Here is a 13397-nt window from a genome sequence, read left to right on the forward strand (position 1 = left end):
AAGAAGCATGCTCTACTACAGCGCATAGTGCGTACGAGAAATGTCGCGAGTACAGTTGGTAATTTGGCGCTTGTTGAAAATTGGAATACTACGCTTGAGTCGCTGGTGAAGGGGGCAATGTATGCGTTGCAATGTGATGCAGCCGTTGTTATTCCGTATAATGAAGAAAGAGCTGAGTTTGAATTTCCCGTCTTTGATGGTGTATTGTATCGGGATAAGGTGTTTTTTAAGGTTGAAGAAGGAAGGGTATCAGCATATGATAGAATCTTGGAGTATGAGCATGATATGCACATTGCGCATGATGTTGTCAATGACGAATTGCTGACTGGTGAATTTGTTAAGAGAGAAGGGATTAAAAGCGCTATTGGAATAAGACTAGAAGCAAGTGAGCGGGGCAAAAGACGTATGGTTGGTGTGATGTTTTTCAACTACCGAAAGGAGAAAAGAGAAATCGATGAGCAGGAGCAAGAGGATATTCGTTTGTTTGCAAGTCTGGCTGCAAATACAATCAGAAGTGCCCAAGTGTATAGGAAATTAGATACCATTAGAAAAACTGCACGTACATTTGCGTACAAAAATCTTGGAATTAAAAAAGACCTGGCTGGGACACTCAATTCAATCGCTTCGGGAATCAAGGATACGCTGCAATGTGATCTAGTGGTGCTTCATGAATATGCTTTGGAAGAGAAACAATTCAAAACGCCATTCTACTATGCAGGCAATGAGCATCCAATCCCACCGAAAAAAAGAAGCTCCGGTAAGCATAATGCAGAGTCTGCCATTTTACACTATGTACTAACGCAAGCAGATATGCTTACTACAAATGGTGGGGCAAATATCAATTTTCTTAAGGGCTCGTTTCCTGAACGCGAAGACATTAAGTCCACAGCGGCATTAGCGCTGGGAGTTGGAGAAGAACGCGTCGGCGTGCTGTTTGTCAGTTACAGGCAAGATCATCGCTTCACTGAAACGGAACAAGAAGACATAAAGCTGTTCGCTGATCAAGCTGCTATTGCCATTAGGAATGCCCAACTTTACCAGGGCAAACAGATGGAAACGCAAAAGTATGAGATGCTGTTGCATAACTCGCCGGGCGGTGTGCTCGCCGTAAATAGACAAGGAAAGGTTATTTTTTCTAATGAAAAGTTGCAGCGAATGCTCGGTTATACTAAGGCCGAGTTGATCGGTAAACACGTCGATGAGTTATATGGAGGTGGAAAAAGGCAATCGCGGCAGTTTTTCCGAAACTTGGTTGTCAAAGGCCGGCTAGATCAAGAGGATGCATCAGCAATTACACGTGACGGGCATCGAATTCCAACGCTACTAACTGCTGCTCTATTGGATATGCCAAACGATCCGGAAGAGGTATTTGGGATTGGGATTGTGGAGGATCAGCGCGTAGTCGGTATCGGTGGACGCACAGGGAAAGTATTAGAACTCACGCGTCAGATGGCCCAATACGAACGGATGCATGAAGTTGTGAATTTGATTCTATTGGCTGGGATTGAAATATTCAATGCATCCGATATTGGTTGTTTGTTAATCAAGGAAGAAGGCAAGTTTGTTGTTGCTGAAGAAAGCAACTGTGGTCACGTATTTAGGGATCAAAAATCGTTTCGCCTGGATCATTCAGTTGTTACTCGGAAGGCAGTCGACGGTAAACCTCATGTAGTTTCTGATTTTCCTCCTGAGGATGACAGCTTTATTCCCTTTTCTGAAGCAAGTAAGTCTGGTGTGCTAATACCCTTCATGGGTGAGAAAGAGTGTCTTGGAGTGCTATACCTCGAGAAAGATGTGCCACGTTTTTTTAATGAAGAAGATGACATGTTGCGGGTGTTTGCAGCGCAAGGAGCATTGGCACTGATGCGTGCTCAGCTCATTAGCAAGCAAAAGAGTTGGGAATCCACAAAGGATGAACTATTTGATATGTCAAAATCTGTTGTGGCCGGCCAGATTGCGTCAACATTTCTCCACGAGGTTAAAAACTCCCTGAATATTATTGTCGTAAATGCGCGCCAGTTAAAACGGAAAATCGAGAGAGAAGCCGGAATTAAGAAGAAGGACGAATATCTGATGCTTATTCAGGCAATTCATGATGGTGTAAAAAGTTCAGCCAAATTGGCTAAAGAATCGCAACGATTTAAAGGTCAGCTTGTAGCCAATAAAAGCCATGTGTATTTAAACGAAGTGTTGGATCATACAATCAGGCTGGTTGAACCAGCACTAGAGAGAAAAAGATTAAAATACGAAGTGCGCCTAGATCCAAAGTTATCGCGTCCTGTTAAGGGTGCTGGGTATTCAATTTTTGTAGATAATAGTCTAATCGAACTAGTATTAATTAATCTTCTAATGAATGCGATAGATGCATCTTCAGAACGAAGCAAGATCACGATAACCTCAATCAGGAATAAAGAATATGTTCAGTTTGAAGTCATTGACTCTGGGCATGGTATTGATCTGAACAACATGAAGAATATATTTCGTCCTTTTTTTACTATGAAAAAACAAACAGGGGTAGGGTTAGGTTTGTATATTTGTAAGCTCATTGTTGAAGACCAACATCAAGGGACTATTGAAGTAAAAAGTGTGCCGGGTAGAACTTCGTTTTCTGTCCGGTTGCCGGTCAGCAGTTAGCCTAGAACCTCTTGATCGAATTTTCGATGGATAGGTCCAATAGGGAATCAGCAACTTCGTATTCATGACTTTGAAGCATTTCATAGAGGAGCCAAGTGTTTTGTTGCTGGATGATGAAATTCCAGCATTACGTGCTCTCTCCAGTTTGCTCGAAGATGATGGAGTGAAAGTGGTTGCGGCATCTTCAACAGAAGAAGCCGTACGAATGGTAGCAGAAAGCACTGGATATTTTTCGGCCATGGTCATCGATGTTAAAATGAACGACGAAGACCGGGATGGACTTGACGTAACGAACGAAATTCAACATGGACTTTGTCGCGAGATTCCGGCAATTATTGTCTCTGCTTATGCACAGAATGAGGCGTACCTGAAAAAAGCTAGGCAAAAAAAGTTAATAATCGAAGATTGGTTAGAAAAGCCGATACTGGATGATGTTCATGACCAGTTAATTCAGCATATACAAGCCCTTTCAATGTCTTCGCAAGAGAAAGTGAACCGGGTTATTTCTATCTATGATGCATGGCTTTCGGATCAATCCAAAGGCCTAGAGGCATTACGCAGCTTTATATTGGAGGGTGATTTGCACGACCCTGCTCTTCTAACAAATACACTCAATTATTTAGGAGAACATAGAGGAATAGAGGTAAACGATTTCACTGCACATGTAAATTTCTTAGTTTACGAAAAAACAATTGGGTCGCTTTGGGAGCAGCATGGAAATGGCTATGTAGCTTTTTTGAAAGGTAAGAAAGTTGGTTTTGCAACCAGCGAAACAGAGTTGATCAAAACAGTCTTCGAGACACAGCAGAGGACTGATTTTTTCTTTGCCCCTATCAATGAAGAGCGTGTATCTAGGTTTGCTGGTCCAAAGGTCTTGTCAAATCGTTATCCCAAGTTAGATTAGTTACCAGTATCACCTGTTTTCCAACTAGATGCGGGGTGTAAGCTTTCCGTTTTTTTGCGCTTCCCCATTTGTAAGTATAAGTTTACATGCTCACTGCGCTGGAAACGGATTTCTGACCGTGGACGACTGCCTTTGCTTCACGATCTTTATCACACGTTCCATCTCACTCACATTGATGGGCTTACTGATATACGCATCCATGCCGGAATTCAGGTAAAGCTCTTCATCTCCCTGCATCACATTGGCTGTCATCGCCACAATGAAGGGTTGTTGGTCGATGCTCTTCATGTTGCGGATTTGCGTCGTTGTTTCAATACCATCCATTTCAGGCATATTGATGTCCATGAAAATCAGGTCGTACGACTTTCTGCCCAGCATGGCGATGGCTTCCATTCCGTTGTTTGCGATGTCTGTCTTGAAGCCAAACCGCTCAAGGAATTTGGTTGCAACTTTCTGATTTATCACGTTATCCTCTGCGAGGAGAATTTGCAGGCTATCGTGAGCTGTTGCAGGGAGGCCGGTATCTTGTGTTTGCAATGACAACGCAGGCTGCGCCTGTTGCTTGAAGTAACCGTACAAGGCCTCACGCAACTGCCGGCGCTTTACGGGTTTGAAAATCCGTATTACATTCGGACCATAAAAGACATCTTCGATGTCGTAACCCTGATTCAATAAAATGATCAGGGGATGGGATTGTGAAGCAACGAGTGTGGTAAGCTCCTGCATTGAACTGTTTTGGCTCCAGTCAATCAAAATACAGTCAGCAGCCGACTGGGTGCTATTGCCGGTTAGGCTTGCCAGGTCATTATGTAAAAACACCGAAGCGCCCCAGGATGAAACATGGTGCTCGATAACCTTGCGATTGGATGCGTGTGGGCTGCTTACGGTAATCTGCTTTCCTGCAAACAGGGCAGCATCAGCGCCCAAACTTGCATAGGCATTGGTGTCAATGTCAGCCTTTATCGTAAAGAAAAACGTAGAGCCAACCCCGGGGCTGCTTTCGAGCCACATGGTGCCGCCCATCAGGGTACTTAAATTTTTGCTGATCGCGAGCCCAAGGCCTGTGCCGCCAAATTCGCGTGTTGTAGATGCGTCGCCCTGGCTGAATGACTTAAAGAGCCGGCTCTGTTTGTCCTTCGGAATCCCGATGCCCGTATCCTTTACAGCAAATGTAAAAGAACCCGAGGTTGGGTTTGAAGCCGAATAACTCACCGAAACAGATACCTCTCCTTCAGTGGTAAACTTGAGGGCGTTTCCAACTAAATTTGTAATGATCTGCCGTAAACGTACGGCATCCTGGATGATGAGCTGGGGTACATCTGCATCCATGTACAGGGCCAGATTAAGGCCTTTTTTCGACGCAGAAAATGCCATCAGGTCCAGCGTGTCTTCAATAGAACGGCGTAGATCAAACTGGATGGCCTCCAACTCAAGCTTGTTCGCTTCAATTTTGGAGAAGTCGAGGATGTCGTTGATGATGGAAAGCAGGGTTTCGCCGCAAGAGCGAATGGTCTGCACAAAGTCCAGTTGCTCATCATTTAACTTCGTTTCCAGGAGCAGGCTCGTCATGCCGATGGTGCCGTTCATCGGAGTCCGCAATTCGTGCGACATATTGGACAGGAACTGGCTTTTGGCGAGGCTGGCGCGCTCTGCCTCATCTTTCAGGTTGGCAAGGTGAATTAATTGGTCCTGGATGGTATTGGTTTGCCGGCGGATTTGCCCACGGAGCAGGAGGCTCCATCCGAGCGGAAGCAATACGATTCCCAAAGAGCCAAGTACAATCCATTTTGTATTGGCTTTTGTTAGCCACGGTCCGTTGTGTATAAGTTCAATGTCGGCTGCTGTACGAAGGTGGAGGGTAAAAGGCCGGTTACGGGGTTGTGTGGCATAAAAGCCGGCATAATGCGCTTCAGCAACACCTGTGAGCAAAAGCTCGCTTCCTTCACGGATTTTTTCGGTAAAAGCTTCTCTGGGTAGCGTTGCAAGAAACCGAATGCTGTCTGCTGATACGGTGAATTCTACGGTGTCCTGGTTTTCACTAATCTTTTCTGTAAAAACAGCAATCTCAATTAACCTGTTGTCGAGCGCCAGGTTATTTAGGATTACCGCTTCATAAGGAATCGTATCTGGCGTGTGTTCGACTGAGTATTGGCTATTGACTACAACATTCTTGAGTTCTGGAGAATACTCACCCAACTGGGGGAAGCCAACGACATCAATTTCGTCAAAAAGTTGTACCAGGCTGAGGTTATCGGTGTAAGCCCGGGTACTGCCTGTAGAATCTTGTATTACAAAGTAGCCAGAAGGATGTATTTGCGTTACCTGGCCACGCACCCGAACGATATGGCCTTCATGTTCAACCAATCTGAAAGCTGCCACGTCTCTAATAGCAGATAGAGGCAGGTCTTTCAGATTGGCCGGGCCGGCTTTAATGGTTTCTACATGCTCCCAGCCCGGTACATAGAACGTAATGCCAATTAACTGCCTTTCCTGATTGAACAGACCGCCGGCAACACCCTCAATGTTAACGATCGAACCCACAAGTGCAGGGTCATAATCCGGAGAGTTGAGCCTGATCTCGATGATTTCGTCGCCAACAGCAACTTCCATGAACGTTCCCTGAAAAAAGGAGTCGTCTTCACGTGGGCCTATGCTTTGCACAATCCCTTCTACGGCGGCCCACCTTGCATCATATTTGCCCGAGAGGAGATAGAGTGGACTTGTTAATGGTTCTGGATGCGAGGTACGCCCTAGCGCTTTAACTTCGGCTCCTGGGGCAATATTGGGGGCAAATGCGCCAGCTGAGGTGAAGCCTGTAACTTCCACATACGCTCCTTTGGCGGGTATGGTGACGGGTTCAAGCAGGAAAATACCATCTGCATCATCCTGTAGAAAACAGTAGCGGGTTGCTCCGTCATGGCAGTAAGTGATCACCCCTCTTAAACGAACAGGGTACTCTTGTGCTGCTTCATCATTCGAAAGAATGCGGATTTTGTCGATGCTCCGAATGGTCTCTTTATGTAACACTTCTGGCGCTTCCTGGGCAAGCGCCGGCGATACCATGGCAAGGGATGCCACGCATAACACAAAGAAAAGCGGCCTTGTCAAACGTATACAGGTCATTAACGGGTACGGAACACCTTATTAGAGGAGGATTCGGCGGTAATTGGTCCTACTTAATCCATTACGCCCTATGAATGGCTGTATTTAACCAAATGCTTATGCTGCCGTGTGGGTCTTGGCGTTTACAAGGTTTGGTCTAACAGAATGCTGCGCTTGCAGGTTTTTGATCGGCTTTCGTTTGCAATAAGTAGACTGGAATTAAAAGAATAGCCAGTGCTTTGTGCTGGGTTACACAAATACACTTCATTTCCAGTTTCTATGCTGCTGTAACGGGAGGGCCTTTGTATAATATCGTTAAAATAACAATAAACTACAGAAAGTCGTGCAAGATAATAAAGATGGCCGCTGTAATTGTGACTAGCCCATCAATATGTCACACGGCCCAAATATAAAGCAGCACGCGCCCCGCCGGGTACGTGCTGCTGGAAACCAGACCTGCTGACTGTTACACAAACCAGTTATGAAACCGGGTCTGCGTGTTGCCACGTCTGCAAATGTTAGACCTGAGAGAAGGGCAGTGGCCGCAGAATGATACTGGTGATGTTAGACACGGTGTCTTTGTAGTAAGTATCTGCTTTCATTTTCTCCCAATCAGGATGCACAACAAACTTGCCCCAGGCTTCACTGCGCGCCGCGAGGTCCTTAAAGGTAAGCATATAAGTCAGGTTAGGTAAACGCTCTCCGACCATGGCTTCCCCAAAGAATACCGGGGTCAGGCCGGTGTCAAGGAAAATTGGGATCTCGCCGTTGTTGAACATGTGGATTTTCCGGATGGCCGCTTCTTCACTGTGGCTCTCGTAAATTCGGAGTTCAAAAATACGCTGCGCGTTGTCTGCAGCGCCGGCTGGTACAGCAAGATTCGGCATCGCATCAAATCCCTTGAACAGCGAGCTTTCCACGCGGGTGTAGCCGGGATCATCGAGCGTGGCAGACAGAAAGGCTTTACCGTCTGCCTGATACGCTGCGTCATCAACAAGCTTACCGCGTAAGCTGTTCATTGACATCAATGAATCGTGTGTGAGCAGTACGTACGTAGTTGGGTCGGTAGGGCCGTGAACTACATTGAAGGCGCCAACATTGCTTATGCCTGCGCGATTCCAGGCAGGGATTGCAACATCTTTGAGAAAAGACGCCAGACGTCCTCGATGCGAGCCTACGCGACTAATATATTTGCGCAGCTCAAAGAAACTGGCTGACTGCGTTTCTTTGTTAGCGTCAGAGGTTTGTGGGAACACTGCAGCTACGGAGGTGGCACCGGCTGTTGCAACAAATTTTCGTCGATTCATGGGAGGGAAGCATAAAGTCCGGCGGATAAGCGTACCCGCCGGACAGGTGAATAGCTCGGAATTAGTTCATAATGGGTGTCAATACCATATTACGGTAATGCACTGCACCATGGTCACCCTGCAAGAAAATGGGGCCGGCAGAGAACTCATCGGCCGTCATGGCACCGCCGGTTACACCTTCAACGGGTGCGTTATCAATAATTGTTGTACCGTTGAGCTTAACGGTTACATGATGATTGTAGAGCGTGATGTCCATTTCCTGCCATTCGCCCGCTGGTTTTTCAGCAGTGGATGACGGAGTGATCCTGCTGTAAAGCGCCCCCATGTGATGCGAGTTTGCGTCTTCGCCGTATGTGTCAGCTACCTGGATTTCATAAATCCCGCGCAGGTATACACCGCTGTTGCTGCCTTCTGGTATGTTAACTTCCAGCTTGAGATTGAAGTCTTCAAACTTGGCGTCGGTGCGCAGATTGCCATAGCGATAATGATAATTGTCACCTTCAGGCTGCTTCGGGTTATTGGATAGTACACCGTCTTTGACCGACCAGCCGTTTCTATAATCATCTTCAATAAGTGACCAGCCTCTTGTACTGCTGCCAATCAAGTCAACAGGATCACCATAGCGCGCTGCGGATACGTTGGGCGCATCCGGCAGGGCCGGCAGGCGCTTGCCTTTGATGGGCACTACATTTTCGCCGCTACCATTCCGGTTTGGCATATAAGCGTGGCCAACCAGTTCGTCAAAGCCGGCGTGCAGAACGAGGCGATGGGTCACATGGTGCGAGCGATCCATCTTCCCTTTTACTTCCTGTATGCGCGTAACAACGAGTGATCCGTCTGCGATGTATGCATCGGCTACAGGCAGTACGCTGCCGCCGTACCACAAGAGTTCGGCGTCAAGGAATCCTTCGTGCTCATGCACATTCAACCAGCCGGCACCTCCGGGCAGATACAGGGCCCATTTGCCCAGGTAGTCCGATGCATCATCCTGCGCCTGCGTTGGCATAATGGTGATACTGAATAATAAAAATACGGACAACAAAATCCGTGTACATGATTGCTTTTTCATGCCTTGCCTCTTCGTGGTAAAGATAAAGTGGGGTACGGCCTCAAATTTAGTCCGCTTGCTGAATCTAACAATGCGGCTTTCGAGGCGCAAATATCTGCGCTATTGTGTACGTCTTTCTATAGGGTTTTGCGGCCCAGTAAGAATCATTCTTGCCCAGGTCAGGTCATTGTCTCCTGTGCCGTAAATCATAAAATGCCCGCCATATGCGCCGCCATCCGGGTCGCAGTGTACAATTTCCATGCGGTATTCGTCTCCGGGTTTTGGTGGTCGCCAGTCGGGGTCGCTGCGGGGGAGGGTTTTGTGCATGTCAACCCGGGCTTCAAGGATGAAGTCGCCGGCCCCGGTGCCCCATGGGTTCATTTTCAGGCTATAAGAGACCGCATCGGCAGGAATGGGCTCTTCGAGGTAGGTTGCATCAGCTGAGCCGTGCCGCCACCAGGCATTGTAATCTGGCCGGCGGTCATCGATGACAAAACAAAACGCATTATCGCCACGCGCAAAGGCTTCTGGTGCATCGTCTCCGGGCGCTTCAATAAACCAGCATATCGAATCTTTGAACATCCAGCGGTGTGGGGCATGCTCAGGGTCTTCCCGGTCGTTAAAATTGTCTACGACCTCAGCGCCCATGTACAGGTATTGCTGGTCCCAGGCAATGTAGTACCGTGCACGCAGGTCGTCTTCCGGACGCGGTTCGTCGTCGCGTTGTAGCGTCAGTCGGTTGCGCCGGCCTTCATCGTACCACGTTTCATGGCGGATTCTGTATATGTCCCAGACGCCATCGGTAAATGCGTCATCTTTCCAGTCTGCCAGGTCACCGTCGATGGCGGGTGTGGTTTCGAGGAAGGGTACATGAAGAATGTCTGGCGGCGGAATCTGCGCTGCGCATAGGGTAGCGCCTGCGATTCCCCATAAGAGTGTACATAAAATGGTACGCATGGGCGGGCAATTTTTGGTGGAAGGATTCTGTACATTATACATGCTTCCCAAATTCATCTGCAAGCAAAACGATTGACTGTTATATGGCTGCTCCCTTGTTCGCCTTTGACCCGCGCTGTATGTTGCTGATATTACTGGTTGTAATCAGCTGCCAGTCTGCTACAACAACAGTAGAAAAAGTAAATCTGAAAGAGGCCCTGACTTTTTATGCCTCCTTTGATGAGGGATTTGCGGCAGATTTTGCCGATGGTGATCCAACATTGTACACCGCACCTTCATGGGATCCGACGGTAGATGCAGCACCGATCGTTGCTGACAATGCCCTTGTTTCGCGCTTGCCGGCAGGTGGCCGGGCAGGAGGAGCGCTACGCTTTTCAACCAACTGGAACCCGGTTGTGTATTATGCCGGCAAAGACAACGTTGCATACACGACTGAAAATTGGTCAGGCGCATTCTCTTTCTGGTTGCGCATTGATCCCGATGAAGGCCTCGAAGCAGGGTACAGCGATCCGTTTATCATAACCGACAAAAACTGGGATAATGCCTCGCTGTATGTTGATTTTACGGATACCGTGCCGCGCAATTTCCGGTTTGCTGCATTCGCCGACCACGGCATCTGGAATCCCGAATTGTTGGCCTGGGATGATGTCCCGCCGGCTGCTCGCCCTATGCTGGATCTCGAAAATCACCCTTTTTCGGCTGATTCCTGGACGCATGTTGTGCTCTCTTTCGAAGGTATGAACGGTGAAGCAGCACGCATGACCGGCTACCTGAACGGCCAGCAGGTTGGTGTATTTGATCAGGTGAATTGGACCCTTTCCTGGGAGATCGAAAAGGTAATGATGTCGATTGGCCGGCACTATACGGGAGATTTGGATGAACTTGCCGTATTTAACCGGGCGCTTACTGCCAGGGAAGTAGAAGCGCTGTTTGCTAAACCGCTGCTAGACTTGCTGTAGCAGCGTAAGAGGCTTCCCTGTTCTGATTGTAATCGGGCCTTGCCGCTTGTCTCAGAATGCCTTTTCTAATCAATTTTGCTTCTGTGTGCGACAACGTACGTGACGATCATCACTAAAGAGGTAGCAGATCCCTAAAAATCAGGAACGAGCCTTGCTACGCTTTAACTGATAAAGAATAAGCAGGATTTAGGGAATAAGATTTCACTATACCCACTTTCTCTTCCTCATTTACCACAATTATCACGCACGCAAATAAGAAAACGCTTCTCTGTATTTCATAATAGCTCGATTTTATGAATACTGTACGAGCCATATTAGAGCAGAAACGCCTCCCGCTGCTAGACCTTAGCTCGCGCAGTGCACTCCTCAATTATGTACTGCACCAGAGAAGAGGTATAGAGCTGATCGACGTAGATGCACAGGCCCTGTACGACAAGCTCGTACTTGATGGGCAGGCGTATACGTTCGATACACTGGCAGAGCCAGGCGTTGAAGTACCCAGGGCAACACCGCCGGCTGGACTCGCAGCGTTGCGTCTTCAAACGCCGTATGCACCATCTCAACTGCAGTTACGGCTTTCTCAAACCTATTTTGATAGCGCTTCTTCGGTTAGTGACCTCGGCAAAACCCTGCTTTTCCTTACCCTGGGTAATTTAAACTGGGTCCCCAAAGATGCTGAGGGTGTCACTAGCATCGCGCCTCTGATTCTGATTCCGGTTCGTCTACATCGCAAAAATGTAAACGATCCTATTGCTGTTTGTTATACCGGAGAAGATCCGCAAGTGAATCCGGCGCTCATCCACGTGCTGAAGCAAGATTTTGGCCTGGATATGCCTGCTTTTGATCCGTTCCACCCCAATGGGGTCAACGGATTTCTGGATATGCTTACCGCGTTGCTGGACGCATACAAAGACTGGCGCGTAGGCCGGCATCGATCTCGTATCGACCTTTTTAATGTTGCTGATTTCAATGTATTCAACGACCTCTCAGCAACAACAGGCGTATTTGCAGATCCTGATGAAAATCCGATGCTGCGCATGGTCCTTTCAGAAGGATTTGAAAGTGCAGAAATTCAGTCTGGTGAAACCGTTTCAATTGATTTCCTCACAACACCTGGTGAAATAAACCACGTGCTCGATGCTGACAATGAGCAATTGTTAGCGGTGTACGATGGGCTGAAAGGCATTAACTTGCTTGTAGATGGACCACCAGGGACCGGGAAAACCCAAACCATCACCAACCTGATTGGCGCCGCAGTTTCTGAAGAGAAACGGGTGCTTTTTGTTTCCAATAAAGTTTCTTCGCTTGGCCAGGTAGCAGAGCGATTTGGCACAGTAGGACTACGCCACATTGTACTGCCTTTGTATGGCCAGTACGTTGAGCGCCGGCGGTTTATGCGCGAATTGCAAGACGCCATCGTGACGCGCGATCAGTTACAGGAAGACGAGCAGACCTTGCTGGAATCGTTGATTCGTACGCGCGACCAGCTTAATGTGTATGTCAAGTCTTTACACACCCCCATTCGAGATAGTGGCATTACACCTTATGAAGCGTACAATGCGATGGCTGAACTCGACCAGCAATTGCATGGCATTGCGCTGCCCGAGTTCGACGGGTCTATTTTTGTCACCCAGCCGGCTGCCCAGTTTGACGCTGTAATTGAACGCGCACGCGAACTGGAAACGCATCTGAAACGGCTTGGTGTTGTGCAGCGTCATCCGTTCTGGGGAAGCCGCAAGACGTTCTACAAATCAACGGATAAACCGGAAATTCGTAAGCACTGTCGCCTGGCCGGCATGGCGCTCACAACGCTTCGCATGTCTGCCACCGAATTGGCCCATGTGATGGGGACGCGGGCACCCAATAACAGCCAGGATGTTATCCGGCTCGTACGTGCGGCAAGCAAAGTTATTGAAGCGCCAAACCTGAGTGGGGTACATATCCACGAGGAAAAATGGGCTGCTTCTATGGAAGAGCTCGTAGTTGTGCTTGAAACAGGCGCAAAGCTAAGTAAACTGCGGGCTGAGTATGATAACGTGCTTATTCCTGAAGCCTGGACGCAGGATGTGCTATTTGTTCGCCAGGCGCTTATTGCGCACGGTGCAAAAAAGACGCGTAGCCTGATTGGCGATTACCGAAAAGGGCGTGATACCCTGGCTGGTCTTTGTCGCAATGGCTTGCCGAAGTCGAATGAAGAGCAACTGGAAATTGTAAATGCCATCCTCGAGTCTCAGCGCCTGATGACTAAGATGGAGCAGCACGAGGAACTGGCCAAGTCACTCTTTGGCCGGCAATGGCTGGGTATCGCTTCAGATTGGGAGCACCTCGATAAAGTATCTACATGGATGTATACCTTGCACCAGGAAATGGTGCAGGATAAAATCAGTCCCTTTAGAGGCCGAATCGGATCGGCGTGCGTTATGACCTCATGCAATGCGTATATTTTCATGCCTGTAAACCCATGTTTTCTCACAGACAACTTCATA

Annotated in this window: 8 protein-coding genes; 4 read left to right on the forward strand and 4 right to left on the reverse strand. The window is 48.0% G+C overall.

Going from position 1 to position 13397, the window contains the following annotated elements:
• The first annotated feature begins 63 nt into the window (after positions 1-63).
• Together AAF564_21380 and AAF564_21385 are read left to right on the forward strand one after the other, a co-directional pair.
• Positions 64-2634 carry an ATP-binding protein gene (locus AAF564_21380; protein MEM8488116.1) on the forward strand — a complete coding sequence of 857 codons (2571 nt, stop codon included), beginning with the start codon at positions 64-66 and terminating at the stop codon, positions 2632-2634.
• A gap of 64 nt (positions 2635-2698) precedes the next feature.
• Positions 2699-3538, forward strand: coding sequence for a response regulator (locus AAF564_21385; protein ID MEM8488117.1), 840 nt, complete (start codon positions 2699-2701; stop codon positions 3536-3538).
• Between the two features lie 90 nt (positions 3539-3628).
• Here the strand turns inward: AAF564_21385 and AAF564_21390 are convergent, their stop codons facing one another.
• From AAF564_21390 to AAF564_21405, 4 genes are all read right to left on the reverse strand, one after another.
• Complete coding sequence (locus AAF564_21390; GenBank protein ID MEM8488118.1) at positions 3629-6646, reverse strand: ATP-binding protein; 3018 nt, start codon at positions 6644-6646, stop codon at positions 3629-3631.
• Positions 6647-7158: 512 nt separating this feature from the next.
• Positions 7159-7947, reverse strand: coding sequence for an NIPSNAP family protein (locus AAF564_21395; protein MEM8488119.1), 789 nt, complete (start codon positions 7945-7947; stop codon positions 7159-7161).
• Between the two features lie 61 nt (positions 7948-8008).
• Positions 8009-9016, reverse strand: a complete 1008-nt coding sequence (locus tag AAF564_21400; GenBank protein ID MEM8488120.1) for a DUF1080 domain-containing protein — start codon at positions 9014-9016, stop codon at positions 8009-8011.
• A gap of 99 nt (positions 9017-9115) precedes the next feature.
• On the reverse strand, positions 9116-9952 hold the full coding sequence (locus AAF564_21405) for a hypothetical protein (protein MEM8488121.1): 837 nt from the start codon (positions 9950-9952) through the stop codon (positions 9116-9118).
• Between the two features lie 119 nt (positions 9953-10071).
• Between AAF564_21405 and AAF564_21410 the strand changes: the two genes are divergently transcribed.
• Both AAF564_21410 and AAF564_21415 read left to right on the forward strand, forming a co-directional pair.
• Positions 10072-10911, forward strand: coding sequence for a LamG-like jellyroll fold domain-containing protein (locus AAF564_21410; GenBank protein MEM8488122.1), 840 nt, complete (start codon positions 10072-10074; stop codon positions 10909-10911).
• 293 nt (positions 10912-11204) lie between these two features.
• The coding region (locus AAF564_21415) for a DUF4011 domain-containing protein (protein MEM8488123.1) at positions 11205-13397 on the forward strand (2193 nt) is incomplete at its 3' end.

The sequence above is a fragment of the Bacteroidota bacterium genome, from assembly GCA_039111535.1.
Taxonomy (GTDB): Bacteria; Bacteroidota; Rhodothermia; order Rhodothermales; family JAHQVL01; genus JBCCIM01.